This window comes from Sphingomonas sp. CD22, from assembly GCF_034556155.1.
GTDB lineage: Bacteria > Pseudomonadota > Alphaproteobacteria > Sphingomonadales > Sphingomonadaceae > Sphingomonas.
This window is the reverse complement of record NZ_JAYDYX010000002.1, coordinates 482,594-506,098: the sequence shown is the minus strand read 5'-3', so window position 1 is coordinate 506,098 and position 23,505 is coordinate 482,594. Positions and strand designations below refer to the sequence as shown.

Below are 23,505 nucleotides of genomic sequence, written 5' to 3'. Positions count from 1 at the left end.
GTGAAAACGGTCAAGTTGCAACTTGGATCAGGCGATCCGCATCGCCTGTTCGGTGTCGCGCCGCGCCTGTTCGATCAGCGCGGTCGCCGCCGCATGCGCCGCCGCCGGGTCGGCGCGGGCGATCGTATCGAACAGGGCCTGATGCTGCGGGATCGAATCGATGTAATCGGCGACGACGCGATATTTGAAGAACGTCGTCCAGCGCACCGCCGAGGAGATGCTGCTCGACAGGCTGCCGAGCAGCTCGTTCGCGGTCGCTTCGAGCAGCACGGCGTGGAATTGCTCGTCCGCCGCCTGCCCGGCGACGCTCTCCAGGCCATGGTGCGTCATCAGCTCCAGCGCGTGGCCGAGCCGCGACAATTGCCGCGCGGTACGGTGTGTCGCAGCAAGCGCTGCGGCGGCGGGTTCGACGATCAGCCGCAGTTCGAACAGGCTTTTGACGAAGCCGACCGGCGGTTCGCCCTCGAACATCCAGCCGAGCATCTCGGTATCGAGCAGGTTCCAGTCGACGCGCTCGCGCACCCGCGTGCCGGTCTTGCGGCGGCTTTCGATCAGCCCCTTGGCGGTCAGCATCCGCAGCGCCTCGCGGATGACGTTGCGCGCCACCCCGAAGCGATCGGCGAGGTCGAATTCGCCGGGAATCGTCTCGCCCGGCGTATAGTCGCCGGTGACGATCGCGACGCCGAGCGTCCGTGCGATCGTCACGTGCGCTGGCCTGACCCGTTCGCGTTTCGCCAATTTTTTCGAGCCTTACCAAGGGTATGCGAAGAATCGCCGCACCATCGATAGGCCGCAACCGACCGGCCTGCAAATTTCATTTGTCCGGCATAAGAGCTTGGGTTATATGTAGGACATTACACGGCACTCATGTCGGTATCATTGGGGAGAGGGACCATGAAGGGCACATACGTGCGTCTTTTCGCGGGCGCATCGTTCGTCGCACTGGCCGGCGCAGCGCAGGCACAGACGGCGATACCGGCCGCACAAGCAACCGGCACTGTTTCACAGACCAGCGATCAGGCGGCGAGTGATCCCGCGAGCGATCAGGACATCATCGTCACCGGCGTGCGCGCCAGCTTGCGCTCGGCGCAGGCAATCAAGCGCAATTCCGATCAGATCGTCGATTCGATCAGCGCGCAGGACATCGGCAAGCTGCCCGACGTGAACACGACCGAGGCGCTCCAGCGCGTCACCGGCGTGCAGATCCAGCGCCGCTACGGCGAAGGCGCGACCGACTTCGATCACCGTACCTCGCCCGCGATCACCGTGCGCGGCCTCACCCAGGTGCAGAACTTCCTCGACGGCCGTGCGGTCTATTCGGCTTCCGGTGGTCGTGCCTTCGACCTCGAAGCCATTCCGCCGGAACTGCTGTCGGGCGTCGACGTCTACAAGAACGCGCCTGCCAACATCATCGAAGGCGGCGTCGGCGGCGCGGTCAATCTGCGCACCCGTCGGCCGTTCGATTCGGACAAGCAGGTCGTCAGTCTCACCGCGCGCGGCAATTACTACGACCGCGTCGACAAGCCGGGCTATTCGGTTTCCGGTCTTTACAGCAACCGCTTCGACACCGGCATCGGCGAGATCGGCTTCCTGGTGAACGCGGTCTATTCGAAGAGCCAATATCGCCAGGACGGCATCCTCGCCAACCAGCAGCAGCCGATTCCCGCGGGTTCGATCACGGGCGCACCGGCGAATGCCAAGGTACCGCTCGGCTTCCAAGTGTATGACGATCTCGGCGACCGCCGCCGGCTCGGCATCGCGAGCGCCCTCCAGTGGCAGGCGACCGACAATCTGCTCCTCACCGGTCAGTATCAATATACCAAATATTGGTTCAACCGTCGCGGCGCCTATTATTATTCGGTCAATGGCGGATCGCAGTCGCGGCCGTTGCCCGGCGCTACCTTCACCTTCAACGACGAAGGTTATGCCACCTCGGGCGCGCTGCAGAACCAGCTGTTCGAGACCGGCCGGTTCGACCAGGAACTGTGGAGCCAGAGCCAGAACTTCACCTTCGGTGCCGACTGGAGCCCGACCGATCGCGCGAAGATCCATTTCGATGCGCAATATCTCAAGAGCTATTATAGCGCCGATCGCAACGGCAACGTGCTGTCGCTGTTCACCGCTGCCGGCCAGACCGAGGCCAACGCGCCGAACCAGGAGATCGTCGACTTCGATCTTCGTGGCAGCCGGCCGCGCTGGGACGTGCGCAACAAGGCGCTGCTGACCGATCCCAGCAAATATGCGACGACCTTCATCGCGGATTCATTACAGCGCAACGACGCCGACCAGCTCGCTCTGTCCTATGACCTTGAATACGACCTTGAGGGCGGCTTCCTGAAGAAACTGCGCGGCGGCGCACGCTATTCGGACAATTCGATCGATCTGCGCGGCACCTGGAACGGCGTCTGCCTGTATCAGACCGGCCCCGACGGCAGCTGCTCGGCTCCGGCAGGGACGCCGTTCATCCCGCTCAGCCAGAATCCACAGCTCGCGATGCCCGGGCCTTCGAAGAACTTCTTCGACGGCAACAGCGTCACCGGCGGGCTGCTCTACCCCGCCTTCCCGCAGGGCAACGGCGTCTGGGCGCAGACCAAAGCGCTTTATGGTCTGTTCGGTGCCAAGACCAAGGACGCATTCACGCCCGGCGACCTCAATTTGCAGAACGAGAAGACCTATACGGCCTGGGGCATCGCCGATTACGCCTTCGATGTCGGCGGCATCCGCTTCGACGGCGGTGCCGGCGTCCGCTTGGTGAAGACCAAGGTCGTCTCGTCGGGCACGCTCTTCAACGCGGACGGGACGATCTCTCCGCTCTCGATCGACAAGAGCTACACGCGGGCGCTGCCCAGCTTCAACCTGCGTGCACGCTTCACTGACGAAATCCAGATGCGCTTCGCTTATTCGAAGGGCTTGGCGCGGCCCAACTTCGACCAATTGTCGACGAACCTGACGCTCAACAATCCCAATCAGGTAAGCCCAATCACCGGGCGGCCGAGCGCGAACTCGGGCAACCCGCGTCTCAATCCGATCGAATCGGACAATTACGACCTGACCGCGGAATGGTATTTCGCCCCGACCGGATCGCTGACCGCCGGCCTCTTCTACAAGAAGGTCGACGGCTTCCTCGCCAGCGGTGTGGTAGTCCAGAACTTCCAGGGTCGCGCTTACGACGTCAACACGGTGCTGAATTCGGGCGATGGCACGGTGAAGGGCGCCGAGGTCGGCTATCAGCAGTTCTTCGACTTCCTGCCGGGTCTGCTCAGCGGTTTCGGCATCCAGGCGAACTACACCTATGTCGATTCGAACGTCAGCAACCCGTTCGCCACGGCCGGGTCCAACATCCCGACGCAGGTGCCGCTCGAGAAGCTGTCGAAGCACAATTACAACCTGATCGGCCTGTATGAGAAGGGACCGTTGACCGCCCGCCTCGCCTACAATTGGCGGTCGAGCTACCTCGACCAGACGACCGGCGCCGGCGCCAACGGCATTCCGCAATATGCCAAGCCCTATGCGTCGCTCGATGCGTCGATCAGCGTCAACGTCACCGATCATGTCGCGGTGTCGGCCGATGCGGTGAACCTCACCAACCGGATGAACGTCACGTACATCGGCACCGCAGCGCAGCCGTTGCAATATCAGCTCAACGACCGCCGCTTTGGCCTGTCGCTGCGCGCCACCTATTAATCGGTTCCCCACTGCCGGCGCGGTCTTCGGATCGCGCCGGCTTTTTTGCGCCCGGCGCACAGGCATGAAAAACCGGCCGCGGCTGGGATGCCGCGGCCGGTCCGTTCGCGTGGTGCCTAGTTGATCATCGTCCAGCGCTGGTTGCCGCCGCCGTTGCACGGCCAGACGATCAGCTTGGTACCGGTGTCGGTCGAGGCTTCGTTGACGTCGAGGCAGGAGCCCGAGGCGCGGTTGACGATCGTCGTGCCGTTATACGTCCATTGCGACTTGTCGCCGATCGAGCAGGAGGTCTGCACCACCGCGCCGCCGCTGCCATTGTCGTCCGCCTGGGCGAGGCACAGCCCGCTGCGCTGCACGACATATTGCGTGTAATTGCCGATCGGGCGGCGCTCGACCAGTTCGTTGCTGGTGTTGGCGCAGGTCCACTGGATCGCCGTGCCGTTATAGTAAGGCGAATCGTTGCTGATGTTGGCGCATTGGCCGCTGTGCGCGACCTGCATCTTGACCAATTGCGTATTGGGCGAGCCGAGCGCGATCGTGCCCGCCGCCGCGTCGATCGTGATTTGCGACGCGGTGCCGGTGAAATCGAGCGACGTGTTCGACGGGAAGATCAGCGGCAGCCAGACATAGGTCGAATCGTTGACGATCTGGCCGATCGCCGGCCCCCAGCGATCGCCCATGTAGAGATAGGACGTGCCGCTCGATCCCTGCACCGGCAGGATATAGGTCGATTGCGAATTGTAGGTGGTGTCGTGACCGAAATAGGTCGGCCCGGTCCATGGCCCCGACAGGCTGGTCGCGGTGAAATAGGCGGCGCGATTGGGATTCCAGCCGGTGGCGCCTGAGGTGATCAGGAAATAGACGCCGTTGCGTTTGACCAGCCCGGGGGCTTCGCGGTGATAGCCCTTGATCACGGTGAGCAGCGAGTCGACCTTGGTATAGTCGGCACTCAGCTTGTACACATTGAGATCGTAGTTCACGTTCGACGACGAGATCAGATAGCCGGTGCCGTCGCTGTCCTGATACACCGTCATGTCGCGCGAATCATAGTCGAGCGGGCGGAAGCTGCCGAGATAGGTGTAATTGCCGTCGACGGTGTCCGACGTCGCCACTGCGACGCGCGCCTCGCCATAGTCCTTGCCGTTCTCCCAATGCGCCCACAGCACGTATTTGCGGGTCGCGGCATTGTAGAGGATCTTGGGCCGTTCGATGTTGGCGCCGTTCAATTCGGTCGCCGACGAGGATTTTAGCACGTCGTTGCGGAATTCCCAGGTCTTGAGATCGGTCGACCGGTACATCGACACCGCGCGGAAGGAATAATCCGGGTTCCGGTTCTCGCCGAGGAAATAATAATAGCCGCCGACCTTGATGACGCCGCCACCGTGCGCGTCGATCTGCCCGCCCGTCGTGGTGACGAACTGCGAACCGTTGTTGACGGTCTGCGCGCTCGCCCAGGCGGTCGCGGGCAGCGCCAGCGCCGCCATCGCGGCGCCCAGCGCCAGAGTTTTCCTGAACATCATTCCTCTCCTCATCAGCCGATCTCCGTCGGCGATTATGTATGACATATGATTTTCATGTTGAGAATAGACGCAGCCGCCGACGCTAGCGCTACCATAGGATTTCTGCCGATTTCGATGCCTTTACAGTCCCCGACCATCCTCTATCATGTCGGACAACAGGCGGAACGATCATGCCTGGGGAGAGGACGATGGAGAGGAAAGGCTGGACCGCCGTGTCCGCCGCCGCGGTGCTGGCGCTCGCCGGCGGCTATGCCGTGCAGCATGAAGATCGGCGGGGGGCCTCGCCGCCCGCCGCGGTCGCGGTGGTGAGCGCGCCGGTCGCCGTCGTGCGGCCGATCGCCACGCCGAATATCCCGCCCGCGCCCGCCGCGGCGCGGCAGCGGCCCGAGCGCAAGCTGGTCGAGACGCTCGCCAAGCACGATCGCCGCGGCGGCGACGTGCGGATGATGGCGGCGGTGATGACGACGCAGCCGCCACCGCTCGCCGCCGCCGCTCCGGTGGAGGCGGCGATGACCGCCGCGGTCGCGCGCCTGCCGGTGTTCGCCGCCGCCGCGCCCGTCCACGTCAGTTGCGTGCGCACCGCCTGCGAGGTTGCGGGGCCGCTGCCGGCGGGGCAGACGGAGGCGACGATGGTGACCGCCTTTCGCGACAAGCAGTTCGAGCATGATCTGCTCGCCCGCGGCTATACGCCGGGGCCGGTGCTCGTCGCCGATGCCGGCGACGGCAGCCGCGGCTTCGTCTTCTATATCAACAACGAGTTCTGAGACCGATGCCGACCGCCGCGCCGCACGCCCCCGCCCCGCTCTGGTTCGCCGCTCCGGGCGCGATCGAGATCCTGCACGTCGGCGAGGAGCGCGAGCCGGTTGTGGTGATCGACGGCGCCAGCGGTGATCCCGCGGCGCTGATCGAAAGTGCCGCGCGCGTGCCGTTCACCGCCGCGGCGCGTGCGGGCAGCGGCTATCCCGGGCTGCTCGGTCCCGCGCCCGTCGCGTATCTCGACGCGATGGTACGCTTCGTGCTGCCGCTGATCGCCGCGCATTTCGGCACCGGCCCGGTCGTGCCGGCGCGGGCGCGCGGTAATTTTTCGCTGGTCACCACGCCGGCGGAGGCGCTGAGCGCCGACCAATGCGTGCCGCATGTCGATACCGCCGACCGGCTGCAATTCGCCACCGTCCACTTCCTGTCGGACAATGCCGACGGCACCGGCTTCTTCCGCCATTGCGCGACCGGGTTCGAGACGATCGATGCCGAGCGCCTGCCGGCGTATCGCGCCGCGCTCGACCGCGAGCTCGCCGCGCCGCCGGCGCCCGGCTACCGGATCGACTCCGACGCGCGCTTCGAGCGGATCGGCGCGGTCGCGGCGCGCCACGACCGGCTCGTGCTGTATCGCGCGGCACTGCTCCATTCGGGACTAATCTCGCATTTGCCGGACGCCGCCGCCGATCCGCGGCGCGGACGGCTGACCGGCAATCTATTCCTGCAATGCCGGGCGGGCGCATGAGCGGGGAGGATGACGGCGCGATCCGCCGCATCGCGATCATCGGCGGCGGCACCGCAGGCTGGATGGCGGCGGCGGCGCTCGCCCGCGTGCTCGGCCCGCACGGTCCGGCGATCACATTGGTCGAATCGGAGGAGATCGGCACCGTCGGCGTCGGCGAGGCGACGATCCCGCCGATCCAGGCGTTCAACGCGTTGCTCGGTATCGACGAGAACGATTTCGTCCGCGCGACCGGCGGCACGTTCAAGCTCGGCATCGAATTCGTCGACTGGCGCGCGCTGGGGCACCGCTATTTCCATCCGTTCGGCGTCTACGGCATCGATCTCGGCGCGGTGCCGTTCGAGGCGCTGTGGCGACGGCTCCAGGCCGAGGGCGCAGCGGGTCCGCTATCCGATTATTCGATCTGCGCGGCCGCCGCGGCCGCGGGCAAATTCATGCGGCCGCAGCCCGGCAACACGCCGCTGGCGCATATCGGCTATGCCTTCCACTTCGATGCCGCGCTGTATGCGCGCTTCCTGCGCGGGCGGGCCGAGGCCGCCGGCGTCATCCGCCGCGAGGGCCGGGTGGTCGATGTCGTGCTGCGCGGCGCAGACGGCTTTGTCGAAGCGGTGACGCTCGCCGACGGCGGCCGGATCGAGGCGGACCTGTTCGTCGATTGTTCGGGCTTCCGCTCCGTATTGCTCGGCGACGCGCTCGGCGCGGGGTTCGAGGATTGGTCGGCGTGGCTGCCCAACGATCGTGCGGTGGCGGTGCCGAGCGCGGTGACCGGGCCGCCGCCGCCCTTTACCCGCGCCACCGCGCGGGCCGCGGGCTGGCAATGGCGCATCCCGCTGCAACACCGCGTCGGCAACGGCTATGTCTTCGCCAGCGACCATGTCTCGGAGGACGAGGCGACCGCGACCTTGCTCGCCAATCTGGAAGGCGAGGCGCTGGCCGAGCCGCGCACGTTGCGCTTCCGCACGGGGCGGCGATCGGCGCTCTGGGTGCGCAATTGCGTCGCGCTCGGCCTGTCCGGCGGTTTTCTCGAGCCGCTGGAATCGACAAGCATTCATCTGATCCAGTCGGGCATCGCGCGGCTGCTCGAGATGCTGCCGACGCGCGCGTTCGAGCCGGCCGACATCCGCCGCTACAACCGGCTCATGGCGACCGAGTTCGACAGCATCCGCGACTTCGTCATCCTCCACTTCCACGCCACCGGCCGCCGCGATACCGCTTATTGGCGACGGCTCGCCGAGATGCCGATCCCGGAGACGCTGGCGGAACGGATCGCGATCTATCGCCGCACCGGCCGTGTCTTCCGCGAGACCGACGAATTGTTCACCAAGACGAGCTGGCTGGCGGTGATGGACGGCCAGGGGCTGACCGCATCGGATTACGATCCGCTCGGCGCGGCCCTGCCGCTCGCCGAGGCGCGCGCGGCGCTCGACCGGATCGGCAAGGTCACCGCGGCGGCGGCGGCACATATGCCGCCGCATCGCGATTTCATCGCGCGACATTGCCCGGCGCCGCGTTAGGGTGGCGTGGGGCGACCAACGTCGGGCTAGCTGCGGTTGTCGCTTGCACGGGTGAACGATCCCCTCATAAGTAAAAGATGACACGGGCAAGTGATTGGTCCGGGGGGAGAGATTCGATGACCGAGCCGATGCATGCCGTCCGCAAGCCGTACCTTCTGCGCCATGTGCTGACCGCGGGGACGGCCATCGCCGCGCTCGCCGCGCTCCCCGCCGCGGCCGATCCAATCGCGATCGTCGACCGCAACGGCGGCATCGTCGCGATCGAACCGTATGCCCCCAACATCGTCCGCGTGACGATCGCGCTCGACAAGGCGCTCGCGGTCGCGCCGCCGGGCGAAGGCCCCAACGCCAAACCCGACGCCGCCGGCTGGAGCCATCGCAGCGACGCGAGCGGCGACGTCTTCGCCTCGCCGGCGCTGACCCTCACCGTCGCCGCGCAGCCCTGGCCCAAGGCGCCGACGCAGATGCAGCGCTATTTCGCGCCGTCGCTGCCGCCGGTGGCGATCTCGGTGCGCGGCGCCGACGGCCGCACCCTGCTCGACATGACCGGCTGGGAAATGGCGCCGCATACCGTCAACGACGAAAAGACCTTCCGCGTCGGCGCCAGCTTCGCGGTGCAGCCGGGCGAACATTATTACGGCCTCGGCCAGAATCAGGAGGGCGTGCTCGACCTCAAGGGCCGCACGATCGACTGCCGCCACAATTACGATGCGCCCGCCGGCGAGAGCGTCTGCGTGCCGTTCATGGTCACCAACAAGGGTTATGGCATTGTCTGGGACAATGCCTCGGCGACGACGGTTTCGCCCGGCCTGCACAATGCCACGCACTGGCAGTCGAACGTCGGCGAGCGCGTCTCGTTCTTCGTCATCACCGGCGACACCACCGACCAGCTGTATGCCGGCTATGCGAAGCTGACCGGCGCCACCCCGCTGCCGCCCAAGGCGGCGTTCGGCCTGATCCAGTCCAAGGCGCGCTACGAGACGCAGAAGGAATTGCTCGACGTTGCGCGAGGCTATCGCCAGCGCAACCTGCCGCTCGACGTGATGGTGCTTGACTGGTTCTATTGGTCGCGGATGGGCCAGCTCGATATCGACCGGACTTTCTTCCCCGATCCCAAGGGGATGAACGACACGCTCCACAATATGGGGATGCATTCGATCATCAGCGTCTGGCCGCGCTTCGAGCGGGAATCGCGCTATTACGACTTCCTCGGCGCCAAGGGCTGGCTGCTCCACGACAAGGACGGCAGCGTCGTCGACGGCCTGCCGATCCGCGCCGACCGCGCCGGCGCGCTGCTCGACTCGACCAATCCCGAAGCGCGGCAATGGTTCTGGACCAAGATCCGCGACAATATCGCCAGCCAGGGCTTCGACTGGTTCTGGCTCGACGAGACCGAGCCCGATCTGGTCCCCGACGGCCACCAATTCTCGATCGGCTCGGGCGATCGCTATCACAATCTCTATCCGCTGGTGCACACCAGCAGCGTCGCGGAGGGTTCGGCGAAGGACCGGCCCGACATGCGCAACCTGATCCTGTCGCGCGCCGCCTATCTCGGCACGCAGCGCAACGGCGCCTTGTTCTGGTCGTCGGACGTGCAATCGACGTGGGAGGCGCTGCGCCGGCAGGTGCCCGCCGGCCTCGGCTTCACCGCAACCGGCATGGCCTATTGGAGCAGCGACACCGGCGGCTGGCAATATCCCGCCGGCCCCAAGGCGGAGCATGCGCCGCTGCTCGACCCCGCGGGCGCGACCGCGATGGCGCCGAGCTATGCCGATTACCCCGAACTGTTCACGCGCTGGTTCGCCTATAACAGCTTCACGCCGACGCTGCGCATCCACGGCCAGCGGCCGGGCACCGCCTTATGGGATTACGGCACCGCCGCCGAGCCGGTGCTCGCCGGCTTCCTGCGGCTGCGCTATGCGCTGATCCCCTATCTCTACGCGCTGGGGCACCAGACCGCGGAGACCGGCGCGCCGTTCATGCGCGCGCTGTTCATGGATTTCCCCAACGATCCCGCGGTGGCGACGATCGGCGACCAATATATGTTCGGCCCGGCCTTCCTCGTCGCGCCGGTGACCGATCAGGGCGTGACCAGCCGCAAGGTCTATCTGCCCGCCGGCGCCGATTGGTACGATTACTGGACCGAGCGGCGCTATACCGGCGGCCAGACCGTCGACGCGGCGGCGCCGATCGACAAGATCCCGCTGTTCGTCCGCGCCGGATCGATCGTGCCGATGGGGGTGCAGGTGCCGAGCACCGCGACCGCGCAGCCGCTGGAGAGCATCCGCGTCTATCCCGGGCGCGACGCGAGCTTCACGCTCTACGACGACGACGGCGTTACCAACGCCAATCGCAAGACCGGCGGCAAGACCGCGACGCTGCGCTGGACCCAGTCGACGGGCAAGCTCGCCGCGTCGGGCCGCCTGCCGACCGGGCAGGACGCCGCCGCGCTCGTCCGCGTCGTGCAGGCCAAATAAGCCGCCACGCCTCCCACCTTCCCCGTCGAAAGCGGGGAAGGTGTGGTTTTCGAGACACATAGATTCACGAAGCCGACACAATCGGCTTCTAGCGCGAAGGTCCGCCGGGGGGCGGTCGCCATCATCGCCGGCAGGTCGCGCAAGGGAACACCCTGGCGACCGCCCGGCGGCCGGTCCCCCGTAACCACAAGGGGGACCCATCGTGACCACGCGCTTGCTCAAGACCATGTTGCTGCTCGGCGCCGCCGGCTTCGCCGCGCCCGCGCTCGCCCAGACCGCGACGCCCGCGACCGACGCCGCCGCCACCGATACGACCGCGACGCAGGACGCCACCGGTGATCTCGGCGATATCGTCGTCACCGCCGAGCGCCGCTCGGAGAACCTGCAGCGCGTGCCGCTATCGGTCGCCGTCGTCGGCGGCAGCGACCTGCGCACCTTCCAGGCGGGCGGCGAGGACATCCTGTCGCTCTCCGGCCGCGTCCCCGGCCTGTATATCGAGACGACGACGGGGCGCATCTTCCCGCGCTTCTACATTCGCGGCCTCGGCAACATCGATTTCTATCTCGGCGCCAGCCAGCCGGTGTCGATCATCCAAGACGACGTCGTCCTCGAGCATGTCGTGCTCAAGTCGAACCCGGTCTATGACGTCAATCAGGTGGAAGTGCTGCGCGGGCCGCAGGGCTCGCTGTTCGGCCGCAACACCACCGCCGGCATCATCAAGTTCGACACGATCCACCCCAGCCAGACCTGGCAGGGCCGCGTCTCGGCGTCGGCGGGCAGCCTCGGCACCTTCACCTATGACGCCGGCGTCGGCGGCCCGCTGATCGAGGACAAGGTCGCGGTGCGGCTGTCGGGCCTGATCCAGCATCGCAACGACTGGGTCGACAACCGCTTCGCCGGGGTCAGCGCCGACGGCACGCGCACCCCGCAGAAGGACGCGATGGGCGGCTTCGACGAGCGCGACGTGCGGTTGCAGGTGCTGCTCACCCCAACCGAGGCCTTCTCGGTCAACGTCTCGGGCCATGCCCGCGGCTATCACGGCACCTCGACGATCTTCCACCGCGCCGCGCTCAAGAAGGGGTCGAACTCGGTCTCGGCCGAGCCGCGGAGCAGCATCGCGCTCGACGAGGGCAACGACAATCCGCAGGATTACGACACCTACGGCGGCTCGGTGAACGCGGCCTATGACTTCGGGCCGGTCACGCTGACCTCGATCAGCGCCTATGAGACCACCTCGGGCTACAGCCGCGGCGACACCGACGGCGGCGCGGCGGCGAACTTCCCGGTCAACGGCGTGGCGAACGGCTTCGGCGAGAGCCAGGGCAACATCCGCGCGCTCGGCCAATATACGCAGGAGGTGCGCCTCGCCTCGCAATCGGACCAGCGGTTCACGTGGCAGGTCGGCGGTTTCTACTTCCGCCAGAACGACACGACCGAATTCTACCAGCGCACCTATTTCCTCACCACCGCGGCCCGCAATCCGAACAATTGGGTGCGCCTGCGCGACATCAACACCAGCTGGGCCGGGTTCGGTCAGGCGAGCTTCAAGGTCACGCCCGACTTCACGATCACCGCCGGCGGCCGCTATACGCAGGACATCAAGCGCACCACGCTGGTGAAGCCGGTGTTCAACGCCGCCGGGACGGTCGACCAGTTCCGCCTGCTCAATCCCAACGCCCCCAAAGCGGTCCGGCTCGAGGGCAAGGAGCCGAGCTGGGACGTCTCGGCGTTGTATCAGCTCGATCCGTCGAACAGCCTGTACGCCCGCGTCGCCCGCGGCTTCCGCGGCCCGACGATCCAGGGGCGTTCGGCGGTGTTCAACTCGCCCTTCTCGACCGCGAACAGCGAGACGATCACCTCTTATGAGGTCGGTGCCAAGGGCATCTTCCTCGACGGCCGGCTGCGCATCAATTCGTCGCTGTTCACCTATACGGTGAAGGACATCCAGCTGAACGGCAACGACGTGAACGGCAACGGCGTGCTGTTCAACGCCGACAAGGCGCGCGCCTACGGCGTCGAGATCGACACGCAGTTCCGCCCGGTGCGCAACCTGACCTTCACGCTGGGCGCCAGCGCCCTGGCCTCGAAGATCAGGGACAAGCGCGTCTATGCGCAGGTCTGCATCCTCAACGGCGTGGTGGTCTGCACCGTGCAGGATCCGACGATCCGCGTCGGTGCCAACACCTTCGCGCAGATCGACGGCAACCCCCTGCCCAACGCGCCGCGCTGGAACCTCGACGCCACCGCGCGTTACGACCTGCCGCTCGCCAACGACGGCAAGCTGTTCGTCGCGACCGACTGGAACATCCAGGGCTACACCAATTTCGTGCTCTACAAGACGCGCGAATTCTACGCGAAGGGCAATTTCGAAGGCGGCCTGAAGATCGGCTACACCACGCCCGACGACAATTACGAAATCGCCGCCTTCGCCCGCAACATCACCAACGAGAAGAACCTGAAGGGCGTGATCGAGAACTATATGGCCGCGGTGTTCAACGAACCGCGGATCATCGGCGTCTCGGTCAGCGGCCGGTTCCGCTGATCGGGCCGCGGCGGCGTCTCACGGCGCCGCCGCGGTCACCGTCAGTTCCATGTCGACGAGCGGCGTGCCGGTGACCGCGTCGATCACCACCGGCTCGACGACATGGCCGTCCGCCGCGACCAGCCGCACGATCGTCTCGTCGCCGAAATGCCGCGCGCCCCACGCACCCAGCGCGTGGAGCACCGGCAGATAATCCCGCCCCATCGCGGTCAGCACATATTCGTGGCGCGGCGGCCGCTCCGAATAACGCCGCCGTTCCAGCAGCCCGTCCTCGACCAGCGCCGCCAGCCGCCGCGTCAGGATGTTGGGCGCGATCCCCAGCCCCTTCTGCAGCGCGTCGAAACGATGCACGCCGCGCGCCACGTCGCGCAGCACCAGCATGCTCCAGCCATCACCGACCCGCGCGATGCCCCGGCCGAGCGGGCAGGCGCCCTTGGATAATTCGTCACAGTCCATTGCAATAAGATAGCGACTCTCTATCTTTTCGCAAGTCACCCGGCCCGGAGGCGGGGTGAAGGAGATGTGAGATGACCGATTCACCCCTGCCCACTGCCCTGATCACCGGCGCCTCTGCCGGCATCGGCGCGACCTATGCCGACCGGCTGGCGCGTCGTGGCCACGACCTGATCGTCGTCGCGCGCGACGAGGCGCGCCTGTCGGCGCTCGCCGATCGCCTCCACGCCGAGACCGGCCGCAGCGTCGCGGTGTTGCGCGCCGACCTCACGGACGAGACGGACGTCGCCAAGGTCGAGGCGCGGCTGGCGGAGGACGCCGGCATCGGCCTGTTCGTCAACAATGCGGGGATGAGCCTGACCGGCAATCTGCTTACCGCCGAGCCGGAGGCGATCGCGCGGCTGATCGCGCTGAACGTCACCGCCCCGACCCGGCTCGCCGCTGCGGCCGGCCGTGCCTTCGTCGCGCGGGGCGGCGGCGCGATCGTCAACGTCTCGTCGGTGCTGTCGCAGGTCGTCGAGACGTTCGACGGCGCGTATAACGGCACCAAGGCGCATCTGCTCACCGTCAGCCGCTGGCTCAACCGCCAGCTCGCCGATCGCGGCGTCTATGTGCAGGCGGTGCTGCCCGCCGCGACGCGCACCGAGATCTGGGAGCGGTCGGGTATCGACATCGACAGCTTCCCGGCGGAAATCGTGATGGAGGTCGGCGATCTGGTCGACGCCGCGCTGGTCGGCTTCGACGCGCGCGAGGAAGTGACGATCCCGCCGCTCGCCGACGAGGGGCTGTGGCTCGCCGCGGATCAGGCGCGCGCGGCGATGGTACCGGTGCTCGGCGGCAACCGCCCCGCCGCCCGCTATCGCGCGACCGTCGACGCCTGACGCAAAAGGGGCGCCCGATCGCTCGGACGCCCCCTTTTCGCGACGATCGCGGCCGGCTTACGCCGCCTGCTTCGACCGGCTCGCGCGCTTGCGCTCGTTCGGGTCGAGGAAGCGCTTGCGCAGACGGATCGTCTTCGGCGTCACCTCGACCATCTCGTCGTCGTCGATATAGGCGATCGCCTGCTCCAGCGTCATCTTCTTCGGCGGGGTGAGGCGGATCGCATCGTCCTTGCCGCCGCTGGCGCGGAAGTTGGTCAGCTGCTTCGCCTTCATCGGATTGACCTCGAGGTCGTCCGTCTTGGCGTTCTCGCCGATGATCATGCCTTCATACAGCGCCTCGCCGTGGCCGACGAACAGCACGCCGCGATCCTCGAGCGGGCCGAGCGCATAGCCCTGCGCTTCGCCGGCACCGTTGGAGATCAGCACGCCGTTCTTGCGGCCTTCGATCGTGCCCTTGTGCGGGCCGTACTTCTCGAACAGCCGGTTCATGATGCCGGTGCCGCGCGTGTCCGACAGGAACTCGCCGTGATAGCCGATCATGCCGCGCGACGGCGCGGAGAAGGTGATGCGCGTCTTGCCGCCGGTCGACGGACGCATGTCGGTCAGCTCGGCCTTACGCAGGTTCATCTTCTCGACGACGGTGCCCGAATGCTCCTCGTCGACGTCGATGATGACGGTTTCGTACGGCTCGGTCTTCTTGCCGTTCTCGTCCTCGCCGAACAGCACGCGCGGGCGACTGATGCCGAGCTCGAAGCCCTCGCGGCGCATCGTCTCGATCAGCACGCCGAGCTGCAACTCGCCGCGGCCGGCGACTTCGTAGCTGTCGCGGTCGGCGGCCTCGGTCACCTTGATCGCGACGTTCGATTCCGCTTCGCGGAACAGGCGGTCGCGGATCATGCGGCTGGTCACCTTGGTGCCCTCGCGACCCGCCATCGGCGAATCGTTGACCGCGAAGCGCATCGACAGCGTCGGCGGATCGATCGGCTGCGCGTGCAGCGGCTCGGTGACGGTGATGTCGGCGATCGTGTTGGCGACCGTCGCGACGGTCAGGCCGGCGAGGCTGATGATGTCGCCCGCCTTTGCCTCGTCGACCGGTACGCGATCGAGCCCGCGGAACGACAGGATCTTCGACGCGCGGCCCGCCTCGATGATGTTGCCGTCGTTATCGAGCGCGTGGATCGCCTGGTTGGTCCGCACCGTGCCCGAATTGACCCGGCCGGTGAGGATGCGGCCGAGGAAATTGTCGCGGTCGAGCAGCGTGACGAGGAAGGTGAACGGCACGTCCTCCACTTCCACCTTGGGCGCGGGGACGTGGTTGACGATCGTCTCGAACATCGGGATCAGCGTGCCTTCGCGCGCGTCCATGTCGGTCGAGGCATAGCCGTTGCGACCCGAGGCATAGAGCACCGGGAAATCGAGCTGCTCGTCGTTGGCGTCGAGGCTGACGAACAGGTCGAACACCTCGTCGAGCACCTCCTGGATGCGCGCGTCGGGACGGTCGACCTTGTTGACGACGACGATCGGCTTCAGGCCGAGCGCGAGCGCCTTGCCGGTGACGAACTTGGTCTGCGGCATCGCGCCTTCCGACGAATCGACCAGCAGGACGACGCCGTCGACCATGCTGAGAATCCGCTCCACCTCGCCGCCGAAATCGGCGTGGCCCGGCGTGTCGACGATGTTGATCCGGATGCTCTCGCCGCCGCCCGGAGGCGCCCAGTCGACCGAGGTCGGCTTGGCGAGAATCGTGATCCCGCGCTCCTTTTCGAGGTCGTTCGAATCCATCGCACGCTCTTCGACGCGCTGGTTGTCTCGGAAGGTGCCGGACTGGCGGAAGAGCTGATCGACCAGCGTCGTCTTGCCGTGATCGACGTGCGCGATGATCGCCACGTTGCGGAGGCTCATGGGAATTCCTGATAAGATGGAGCTTGGATTGCGCGCCCCCATAGCCGAAATGTTGCGCCGCGGGAAGGGGAGCCATGACATGCCCCGCCGGCACCCCGGCCGCCCCGCGCCGTGCCATTTGCGTGTTATCACGCCAATACACTTGCCGTCGGCATGGAAGACGGCCATTTTACCCGGCACGGCCTTGGAGATGAATGGAATGGCGACGAACGTGGAAACGCCCGAACGCGACCTGGTATTGACGCCGCCCGAGCCCGTGCCGACCGTCGCCGCCGAACGCGCCGCCGGGCTCGTGCCGATCGACGAGGCGAAAAAGACGCAGCTCGACACCCGCGTCGAGACCTTCGTCGACGATCTCGTCGCGCAGGACGTCAACAGCCCCGAATTCGGCAAGCGCGTCGATGCGATCACCGCGATGGGCGCCAAGGAAATCCGCGAGGCCGCCGGCCAGTCGAACCGCTTCCTCGACCGGCCGATCCGCGCGATGGACAAGGACACCGGCGTCGGCGCCGACCTGGCGCAGCTGCGCCGGGTGATCGAGGACCTCGATCCCGGCCGCAAGGGCGCGCTCTCCGGCCCCAAGAAGATCTTCGGCATCATCCCCTTCGGGTCGAAGATGCGCGACTATTTCGACAGCTACCAATCGTCGCAGACGCATATCAGCTCGATCCTCAAGAACCTCGCCGCCGGCAAGGACGAGCTGCTGATGGACAATGCCGCGATCGATACCGAGCGCGCCAATCTGTGGAGCGCGATGGGGCGACTGGAGCAGATGATCCACCTCAGCAAGGCGATGGACGCCAGGCTGGAGGACAAGGCCAACGAGCTCGACCATAGCGACCCCGCCAAGGCCAAGGCGATCCGCGAGACCGCGCTCTTCTACACCCGCCAGCGCACGCAGGACCTGCTCACCCAGATGGCGGTGACGGTGCAGGGCTATCTCGCGCTCGATCTGGTCAAGAAGAACAACGTCGAGCTGGTCAAGGGCGTCGACCGCGCCTCGACCACCACCGTTTCGGCGCTGCGCACCGCGGTGACCGTCGCGCAGGCGCTGACCAACCAGAAACTCGTGCTCGAATCGATCACGCAGCTCAATACGACGACCGCCAACATCATCGATTCGACCGGCAAATTGCTGCGTTCGAACACCGCGGCGATCCACGAACAGGCCGCCGCCTCGACGATCCCGCTGGAGACTCTGCAACGCGCCTTCCAGAACATCTACGACACGATGGACGCGATCGATTCCTTCAAGCTCAAGGCGCTCGATTCGATGAAGACCACCGTCACCGCGCTCGGCAACGAGGTGGAGAAGTCGAAGGGCTATATCGCGCGTGCCGAGGGCGCCAATCAGGCCGCGCTCAAGGGGCCGGGCGCGGGCGATTCCTACCGTCTCGAATCGGTGTGACGATATGACCGAGGTCGACCAGCAGATCGAACGCGCCCGCGCCGCGATGGCGCGGATCAGCGAGGATTATCGCGGACAGGTCGGCGCGACCTATCGTGCGCACGGCAAGCGGCTGAAACGCAAGGCGACCAGCGTCGGCACGCGGCTGGCGATCATCTGCGCGGTCGATGCGCTGATCCTTCTTGCCGCCGGCGTCGCCGGCATGTTCATCCCCTTGGGCATCTTCGGCTTTTTGGCGGTCATGCTGCTGATGGCGGCGGTGACGATCGGCATCGCGCTCGCCCCGATCGCGCGCGCGCCGAGCGAGAAAGTGCTGCGCGAGGTCGACATCAAGGCGCTGCCCGCGAAGACCGAACGCTGGCTGGAGGCGCAGCGCCCCGCCCTGCCCGCCCCCGCGCGCGGGCTGATCGACCAGATCGGCGTGCGGCTCGAGACGCTGTCGCCGCAGCTCGGCCGGCTCGACGGCCGCGAAGAGGAGGCGTTCGAGGTCCGCCGGCTGATCGGCGAGCAATTGCCCGCCTTCGTCAACGACTATGCCCGCGTTCCCGAACCGCTGCGCCGCGTCGAGCGCAACGGCCGTACGCCCGACGCCGAGCTGGTCGCGGGGTTGCGGCTGATCGAACAGGAAATCGCCGACATGACCGCGCGGCTGGCGCAGAACGACCTCGACACGCTGTCGACCCGCGGCCGCTATCTCGAGATCAAATACCGCGACGAGGCCGGCGGCACGCAGTGATGGTGGGCGATGACGGGCTCGAACCGCCGACATTCTCGGTGTAAACGAGACGCTCTACCAACTGAGCTAATCGCCCCCTTGCGGGTTCGCCTGCCCTGCCAAAGCGCGCGGCGATCCGCAAGGGGGTGCGGTCATCCCGCCGCCTCGATCTTGCGTAGCGCGATCATATAGGCCTGCATCGCCTCGCTGGCGCGCGGCGAGAGCGTCATGAAGGCGCGGCGGCGGTCGGCGGGGTCGGGATGGCGGATGAACAGCTCCATCTCGGTCATCTTGGCGATCCAGCGCAGCGCGGTGGTCGGCGCGACGCCGGCGGCGATGCACAGGCTCGACACGCTGACCTGCGTGCCCTCCAGCTCGGCGGCGAAAAGGTCGAGCAGCATGTCCCAGGCCGGGTCTTCGAACAGCGCCTCGCCGCCGAACTGGCCGAAGAACTTGCTGCGCAATTGCCGGCGATGGATGACGCGGCGCACGTCCTGCGGACGCACGGCGTGGCCGATCGCGGGCTCACTGTCGAAGCGCACGCGGCGGTCGCCGAGCTCGGCCGTGCCCGTCACCGGCTGGTTGTGGACGAAATCGGCGGCGAAGCGCGAGATGCGCGCCATGCCGTCGGTGAGCCGTCGCAACCGCTCCTCGTCGCTCTCGCGGCCGGCGTGGAAAAAGGGCTCGCGGTCGCTGCGCACCGTATCGGACAGGCCCTCCTGCAGCGTCGGCGGCATCCGCCGAGCCGCCTCGATTAGCGCGGCGAGACGCTGCGCCGGGCTGGGATCGCAGAGCAATTCGATGCGCTCGCCGAGCAGATGCCGGGCGACGAGATCGATCTGCGCGGTGCCGAGCGCGAGCACCGCCCTCCCCTCCTCCGCCGCGAGATGATCGGCGAGGAGCGGCAGCACCGCATCGAGCGTCGCCGCATCCACGTCGCGCGCCTCGATCGCGAACACCGGCCGGCCGCCGAGCCGCGGCAGCAGCGCCGCGACCTCGGCCCAGCCGACGCGCTGGAGCAGGCGTACGCCCGCGGCGTCGATCGCGGCGTGGAACGGCCCGGCGGCGGCGGCGTCGGCGATCAGCAGCATGGGGTGGCCGCGATCGCCATAAGGACGCGCCGGGCGTCTCTCCGTTTTGGCATCAGCCAGCGTTGTGATCCCCATAGACGCAGAATAAGCGGCACCGCGAACGGTTCGCCCGCATTCATCTCCGTTCCGGCATCATCGCGACGGCGGTAAGCATGTTTAGAAGGTTATCACCTCCGAATCGGATGCACCATGATGTCAGTCGAGCGATTTGACGATCTCGTCGACCATTTTCTTCGCATCGGCGAGGAGCATCATCGTATTGTCCATGTAAAACACGTCGTTATCGACGCCGGCATAGCCGACGCCGCCCATCGACCGCTTGATGAACAGCACCGTTTTCGCCTTTTCGACGTCGAGCACCGGCATGCCGTAGATCGGTGAGCTCTTGTCGGTCTTGGCGGCGGGATTGGTGACGTCGTTGGCGCCGATGACGAAGGCGACATCGGTCTGCGCGAACTCGGAATTGATGTCTTCGAGCTCGAAGACCTCATCGTACGGCACGTTGGCTTCGGCGAGCAACACGTTCATATGGCCCGGCATGCGTCCGGCGACGGGATGGATGGCATATTTGACGCGGACGCCGTGCGCCTTCAACTTGTCGGCCATTTCGCGCAGCGCATGCTGAGCCTGCGCGACCGCCATGCCATAGCCGGGAACGATGATGACCTGTTCGGCCTGGCTCATCAGGAAGGCGGCGTCCTCGGCGCTGCCGCGCTTCCACGGCCGGTCGACCTTGGCGCCGTCGCCGCCCCCGCCGCCGCTCTCCGCGCCGAAGCCGCCGGCGATGACGCTGATGAAGCTGCGGTTCATCGCGCGGCACATGATATAGCTGAGGATCGCGCCCGACGAGCCGACCAGCGCGCCGGTGATGATCATCGCGCTATTGTGCAGCGTGAAACCCATCGCCGCCGCCGCCCAGCCCGAGTAGCTGTTGAGCATCGACACCACCACGGGCATGTCCGCCCCGCCGATCGGGATGATCAGCAGGAAGCCGATCGCGAAGCTGAGGATGGTAATCGTCCAGAAGATCCAGGGGCTCTGGTCCTGGGTGAAGGCGACGATCAGCAGCAGGATCGCGGCGAGTACGCCGAGGTTGAGGAGGTGGCGGCCGGGCAGCAGGATCGGCTTGCCGCCCATATTGCCGTTGAGCTTGAGGAAGGCGATCACCGAGCCCGAGAAGGTGATCGCACCGATCGCGACGCCCAGCCCCATCTCGATCCGGCTGACCGGATGGATCGCCGCGAACGGCCGGCCGAGCATCGGGATCACCATGTCGGCGATGCCGAAGGCGATCGGGTTGAGGAAGGCGGCGGCGGCGACCAGCACCGCGGCCAGGCCGACGAGGCTGTGGAAGGCGGCGACGAGCTGCGGCATCGCGGTCATCGCGATCCGCCGCGCGGTGACGAGGCCGATGGCCGCACCGATGCCGATCGCGGCGAGCAGCTCGACGACGGTGACGAGGTCGATGCCCGACACCATGGCAGCGGCGCCGGGTACTTCGACGAAATCAAGCGTCCGCGGCACGTGCGTCACCAGCGTCGTCACCAGCGCGATCGTCATGCCGATCATGCCGAAGCGATTGCCGCGCTGGCTCGACACCGGCGACGACAGGCCGCGCAGCGCGAGGATGAAGCACACCCCCGCGATCAGATAGGCGAGCGCCGCGAACGAACTGCCTGCGGTTGCGTGTTCCATCCTACCCCCGGATCCTCGAAAGACGATGGCCGTCGGCGCCGCGCATCACGGCTTGGCCGACACCGGCCGCTCCTTCTTCTTGTACATGGCCAGCATCCGCTGCGTCACCGCAAAGCCGCCGAAGATATTGATGCTGGCGAGCACGACGCCGAGCAGCCCGAGCCATTTCGACGAAGTGCTGCCCGCCGCCGCGCCGGCGATCAGCGCGCCGACGATGATCACGCTGGAGATGGCGTTAGTCACCGCCATCAGCGGCGTGTGCAGCGCGGGCGTCACCGACCAGACGACGTAATAGCCGACGAAACACGCCATCACGAAGATCGACAGGATCGCTACGAAGTCCATTCCTAATCCTCCCCGGCACGGGGAGGGGGACCGCTCGCCGCCGGCGAGTGGTGGAGGGGGACCGCCGCAGACGCACGGATCGCGGTGATCACCGCATCCATGTCACGCAGAATGTCGGCGGCCCCGATCCGGAGCACCCTGTACCCGTTTTCCAACATGAAACCGTTACGCGATGCGTCACGCCGGGGCTGGTCGCCGCGGTCATGGGCCTCGCCGTCCACTTCGATCACCAATCTGGCTTTCGCGCAGTAGAAATCCGCAGTGTATGGCCCGATCGGATGCTGCTTGCGGACCTTCACCCCCAGCTTGCGACCGCGGACCTGCTCCCAGAGCAGCACTTCCGCCAAGCTCATCTCCCGCCGCAGCTTGCGCGCGAGTGCCACTTCGGGGCGCAACATGCGCGGCACGCCCCCTCCACCACCCGGCTTCGCCGGGCGGTCCCCCTCCCCGTGCCGGGGAGGATTGCTCACGACAGCAACCGCGGGCTGACGATCCGTCCGTCCTTGGTCAGTCGCACCGCGTCGCCGATCTCGGCGTCGAGCACCGGGCGGCCGGCGTCCTTGTCCCAGAAGGTCGACAGGAAATTGTAGAGGTTGCGGCTGAACAGCGCCGAGGCGTCGGCGGGCAGGCGCGAGGCCGTGTTGCGGTGGCCGATGATGCGGACGCCGTGGCGTTCGACGATCTCGCCCGCCACCGCGCCCTCGACGTTGCCGCCCTGTTCGACCGCGAGGTCGACGATCACGCTGCCCGGCTTCATCGACGCGACCTGTGCGTCGCTGATCAGCCGCGGTGCCGGGCGGCCGGGGATCAGCGCCGTCGTGATGACGATATCCTGCTTGGCGATATGGCTGGAGACGAGCTCGGCCTGCGCCGCCTTATAGTCGTCGCTCATCTCGCCGGCATAACCGCCGGTGCCCTCGCCCTCGATGCCGGCGACCGCCTCGACGAAGATCGGCTTGGCGCCGAGCGACTGGATCTGCTCGCGCGTCGCGGCGCGCACGTCGGTGGCGGACACCTGCGCGCCGAGCCGCCGCGCCGTGGCGATCGCCTGCAGCCCGGCGACGCCGACCCCCATCACGAACGCCTTGGCGGCGCTGACCGTCCCCGCCGCCGTCATCATCATCGGAAAGGCACGGCCATATTCCGATGCGGCGTCGAGCACCGCCTTATAGCCGGCGAGGTTGGACTGCGACGACAGGATGTCCATCGATTGCGCGCGGGTGATGCGCGGCATGAACTCCATCGCCAGCGCCTCGTAACCGGCGGCGGCATAAGCGTCGATTCGCGCGCGGTCACCGAACGGATTGAGGCCGGCGACGATCCACGCCCCCGGTGCCGCCCCCGCCAGCCCGGCCGGATCGGGGCCCTGTACGCCGAGGAGGATATCGGCACCCGCCAGCGTCGCGGCGCGATCGGCGACCGCGGCACCGGCCTCCGCATAGGCCCGGTCGGCGTAGTTGGCGCCGGCGCCGGCCCCCGCCTCTACCGCGACGGTCGCCCCTAACGCGATGAACTTCCTGGCGGTTTCCGGCGTCGCTGCGACCCGCCGCTCGCCGTCTGCATGTTCCCTGAGGACGGCGATCTTCATGCCATCGGCGCCTATGCGATCGCCCAGATCACCAGCGCGACGATCACCGCGCAGGCGATCGCGCCCCAGAACAGCATCTTCGTGACGCTAAGATAGGTCGATTCATGCGCCTTCAGGTCACCATTGCCGGCCATCATCCAACCCTCGTCTGCTCGTGGCGTCTGCGCCCTTGTGGCAATACCTGCCCGCAAA

Annotated in this window: 19 protein-coding genes and 1 tRNA gene; 9 read left to right on the top strand and 11 right to left on the bottom strand. The window is 66.9% G+C overall.

Features of this window, described 5'->3' with window-relative positions:
• Positions 1 to 27: 27 nt before the first annotated feature.
• Positions 28 to 705, bottom strand: a complete 678-nt coding sequence (locus SFC76_RS05745) for a FadR/GntR family transcriptional regulator (RefSeq protein WP_322848504.1) — start codon at positions 703 to 705, stop codon at positions 28 to 30.
• Between the two features lie 189 nt (positions 706 to 894).
• On the opposite strand from SFC76_RS05745, the gene SFC76_RS05740 reads away from it, so the two are divergent.
• Positions 895 to 3,684 carry a TonB-dependent receptor gene (locus tag SFC76_RS05740; protein WP_322848503.1) on the top strand — a complete coding sequence of 930 codons (2,790 nt, stop codon included), beginning with the start codon at positions 895 to 897 and terminating at the stop codon, positions 3,682 to 3,684.
• Between the two features lie 116 nt (positions 3,685 to 3,800).
• On the opposite strand, the gene SFC76_RS05735 is transcribed toward SFC76_RS05740, so the two are convergent.
• Positions 3,801 to 5,201, bottom strand: a complete 1,401-nt coding sequence (locus SFC76_RS05735) for a family 43 glycosylhydrolase (protein WP_322848502.1) — start codon at positions 5,199 to 5,201, stop codon at positions 3,801 to 3,803.
• Between the two features lie 191 nt (positions 5,202 to 5,392).
• Between SFC76_RS05735 and SFC76_RS05730 the strand changes: the two genes are divergently transcribed.
• The 5 genes from SFC76_RS05730 (at position 5,393) to SFC76_RS05710 (ending at position 13,235) form a co-directional block, all read left to right on the top strand.
• Positions 5,393 to 5,968, top strand: a complete 576-nt coding sequence (locus SFC76_RS05730) for a hypothetical protein (RefSeq protein ID WP_322848501.1) — start codon at positions 5,393 to 5,395, stop codon at positions 5,966 to 5,968.
• A 5-nt stretch (positions 5,969 to 5,973) separates the two neighbouring features.
• The gene (locus tag SFC76_RS05725; protein WP_322848500.1) at positions 5,974 to 6,705 is read left to right on the top strand and encodes a DUF6445 family protein; all 732 of its coding nucleotides are present in this window, start codon (positions 5,974 to 5,976) and stop codon (positions 6,703 to 6,705) included.
• A complete protein-coding gene (locus SFC76_RS05720) occupies positions 6,702 to 8,216 on the top strand; it encodes a tryptophan halogenase family protein (RefSeq protein WP_322848499.1) in 1,515 nt (504 codons plus the stop codon). Before SFC76_RS05725 ends, SFC76_RS05720 begins: the two co-directional genes overlap by 4 nt.
• A 116-nt stretch (positions 8,217 to 8,332) precedes the next feature.
• Positions 8,333 to 10,693 (top strand): TIM-barrel domain-containing protein, encoded by a 2,361-nt coding sequence (locus SFC76_RS05715; protein ID WP_416222387.1) that lies wholly within the window; start codon positions 8,333 to 8,335, stop codon positions 10,691 to 10,693.
• Positions 10,694 to 10,919: 226 nt separating this feature from the next.
• Complete coding sequence (locus tag SFC76_RS05710; protein WP_322848649.1) at positions 10,920 to 13,235, top strand: TonB-dependent receptor; 2,316 nt, start codon at positions 10,920 to 10,922, stop codon at positions 13,233 to 13,235.
• Positions 13,236 to 13,253: 18 nt separating this feature from the next.
• On the opposite strand, the gene SFC76_RS05705 is transcribed toward SFC76_RS05710, so the two are convergent.
• Positions 13,254 to 13,691: a helix-turn-helix domain-containing protein gene (locus SFC76_RS05705; protein ID WP_322848498.1), complete on the bottom strand. Its 438-nt coding sequence runs from the start codon at positions 13,689 to 13,691 to the stop codon at positions 13,254 to 13,256.
• Between the two features lie 71 nt (positions 13,692 to 13,762).
• Between SFC76_RS05705 and SFC76_RS05700 the strand changes: the two genes are divergently transcribed.
• Positions 13,763 to 14,569 (top strand): SDR family NAD(P)-dependent oxidoreductase, encoded by an 807-nt coding sequence (locus SFC76_RS05700; RefSeq protein WP_322848497.1) that lies wholly within the window; start codon positions 13,763 to 13,765, stop codon positions 14,567 to 14,569.
• A 57-nt stretch (positions 14,570 to 14,626) separates the two neighbouring features.
• Here the strand turns inward: SFC76_RS05700 and typA are convergent, their stop codons facing one another.
• The gene (typA, locus tag SFC76_RS05695; RefSeq protein WP_322848496.1) at positions 14,627 to 16,471 is read right to left on the bottom strand and encodes a translational GTPase TypA; all 1,845 of its coding nucleotides are present in this window, start codon (positions 16,469 to 16,471) and stop codon (positions 14,627 to 14,629) included.
• A 199-nt stretch (positions 16,472 to 16,670) separates the two neighbouring features.
• On the opposite strand from typA, the gene SFC76_RS05690 reads away from it, so the two are divergent.
• Together SFC76_RS05690 and SFC76_RS05685 are read left to right on the top strand one after the other, a co-directional pair.
• Positions 16,671 to 17,879 carry a toxic anion resistance protein gene (locus tag SFC76_RS05690; RefSeq protein WP_322848495.1) on the top strand — a complete coding sequence of 403 codons (1,209 nt, stop codon included), beginning with the start codon at positions 16,671 to 16,673 and terminating at the stop codon, positions 17,877 to 17,879.
• Positions 17,880 to 17,883: 4 nt separating this feature from the next.
• Positions 17,884 to 18,615 (top strand): hypothetical protein, encoded by a 732-nt coding sequence (locus SFC76_RS05685; protein ID WP_322848494.1) that lies wholly within the window; start codon positions 17,884 to 17,886, stop codon positions 18,613 to 18,615.
• On the opposite strand, the gene SFC76_RS05680 is transcribed toward SFC76_RS05685, so the two are convergent.
• The 7 genes from SFC76_RS05680 to SFC76_RS05650 form a co-directional block, all read right to left on the bottom strand.
• Positions 18,616 to 18,691: transfer RNA gene (locus tag SFC76_RS05680), tRNA-Val, on the bottom strand. It lies immediately after the preceding gene.
• Between the two features lie 55 nt (positions 18,692 to 18,746).
• The gene (locus tag SFC76_RS05675) at positions 18,747 to 19,685 is read right to left on the bottom strand and encodes a MarR family transcriptional regulator (RefSeq protein WP_322848493.1); all 939 of its coding nucleotides are present in this window, start codon (positions 19,683 to 19,685) and stop codon (positions 18,747 to 18,749) included.
• 195 nt (positions 19,686 to 19,880) lie between these two features.
• Complete coding sequence (locus tag SFC76_RS05670; RefSeq protein ID WP_322848492.1) at positions 19,881 to 21,380, bottom strand: NAD(P)(+) transhydrogenase (Re/Si-specific) subunit beta; 1,500 nt, start codon at positions 21,378 to 21,380, stop codon at positions 19,881 to 19,883.
• 45 nt (positions 21,381 to 21,425) lie between these two features.
• On the bottom strand, positions 21,426 to 21,725 hold the full coding sequence (locus SFC76_RS05665) for an NAD(P) transhydrogenase subunit alpha (protein WP_322848491.1): 300 nt from the start codon (positions 21,723 to 21,725) through the stop codon (positions 21,426 to 21,428).
• A 2-nt stretch (positions 21,726 to 21,727) separates the two neighbouring features.
• Positions 21,728 to 22,123: an endonuclease domain-containing protein gene (locus SFC76_RS05660; protein WP_322848648.1), complete on the bottom strand. Its 396-nt coding sequence runs from the start codon at positions 22,121 to 22,123 to the stop codon at positions 21,728 to 21,730.
• A 68-nt stretch (positions 22,124 to 22,191) separates the two neighbouring features.
• Positions 22,192 to 23,313, bottom strand: coding sequence for an NAD(P) transhydrogenase subunit alpha (locus SFC76_RS05655; protein ID WP_322848490.1), 1,122 nt, complete (start codon positions 23,311 to 23,313; stop codon positions 22,192 to 22,194).
• Positions 23,314 to 23,324: 11 nt separating this feature from the next.
• Positions 23,325 to 23,447, bottom strand: coding sequence for an aa3-type cytochrome c oxidase subunit IV (locus SFC76_RS05650; protein WP_322848489.1), 123 nt, complete (start codon positions 23,445 to 23,447; stop codon positions 23,325 to 23,327).
• Between the last annotated feature and the right edge of the window lie 58 nt (positions 23,448 to 23,505).

Excerpts from the sequence above, each read along its gene's own strand:
- SFC76_RS05720 (WP_322848499.1), top strand. The coding sequence starts at position 6,702 with ATGAGCGGGGAGGATGACGGCGCGATCCGCCGCATCGCGATCATCGGC.
- SFC76_RS05650 (WP_322848489.1), bottom strand. The coding sequence starts at position 23,447 with ATGGCCGGCAATGGTGACCTGAAGGCGCATGAATCGACCTATCTTAGC.
- SFC76_RS05665 (WP_322848491.1), bottom strand. The coding sequence starts at position 21,725 with ATGGACTTCGTAGCGATCCTGTCGATCTTCGTGATGGCGTGTTTCGTC.
- SFC76_RS05700 (WP_322848497.1), top strand. The coding sequence starts at position 13,763 with ATGACCGATTCACCCCTGCCCACTGCCCTGATCACCGGCGCCTCTGCC.
- SFC76_RS05685 (WP_322848494.1), top strand. The coding sequence starts at position 17,884 with ATGACCGAGGTCGACCAGCAGATCGAACGCGCCCGCGCCGCGATGGCG.
- SFC76_RS05735 (WP_322848502.1), bottom strand. The coding sequence starts at position 5,201 with ATGTTCAGGAAAACTCTGGCGCTGGGCGCCGCGATGGCGGCGCTGGCG.
- SFC76_RS05655 (WP_322848490.1), bottom strand. The coding sequence starts at position 23,313 with ATGAAGATCGCCGTCCTCAGGGAACATGCAGACGGCGAGCGGCGGGTC.
- SFC76_RS05670 (WP_322848492.1), bottom strand. The coding sequence starts at position 21,380 with ATGGAACACGCAACCGCAGGCAGTTCGTTCGCGGCGCTCGCCTATCTG.
- typA (WP_322848496.1), bottom strand. The coding sequence starts at position 16,471 with ATGAGCCTCCGCAACGTGGCGATCATCGCGCACGTCGATCACGGCAAG.
- SFC76_RS05690 (WP_322848495.1), top strand. The coding sequence starts at position 16,671 with ATGGCGACGAACGTGGAAACGCCCGAACGCGACCTGGTATTGACGCCG.
- SFC76_RS05675 (WP_322848493.1), bottom strand. The coding sequence starts at position 19,685 with ATGCTGCTGATCGCCGACGCCGCCGCCGCCGGGCCGTTCCACGCCGCG.
- SFC76_RS05705 (WP_322848498.1), bottom strand. The coding sequence starts at position 13,691 with ATGGACTGTGACGAATTATCCAAGGGCGCCTGCCCGCTCGGCCGGGGC.
- SFC76_RS05710 (WP_322848649.1), top strand. The coding sequence starts at position 10,920 with ATGTTGCTGCTCGGCGCCGCCGGCTTCGCCGCGCCCGCGCTCGCCCAG.
- SFC76_RS05730 (WP_322848501.1), top strand. The coding sequence starts at position 5,393 with ATGGAGAGGAAAGGCTGGACCGCCGTGTCCGCCGCCGCGGTGCTGGCG.
- SFC76_RS05740 (WP_322848503.1), top strand. The coding sequence starts at position 895 with ATGAAGGGCACATACGTGCGTCTTTTCGCGGGCGCATCGTTCGTCGCA.
- SFC76_RS05715 (WP_416222387.1), top strand. The coding sequence starts at position 8,333 with ATGACCGAGCCGATGCATGCCGTCCGCAAGCCGTACCTTCTGCGCCAT.
- SFC76_RS05660 (WP_322848648.1), bottom strand. The coding sequence starts at position 22,123 with ATGTTGCGCCCCGAAGTGGCACTCGCGCGCAAGCTGCGGCGGGAGATG.
- SFC76_RS05725 (WP_322848500.1), top strand. The coding sequence starts at position 5,974 with ATGCCGACCGCCGCGCCGCACGCCCCCGCCCCGCTCTGGTTCGCCGCT.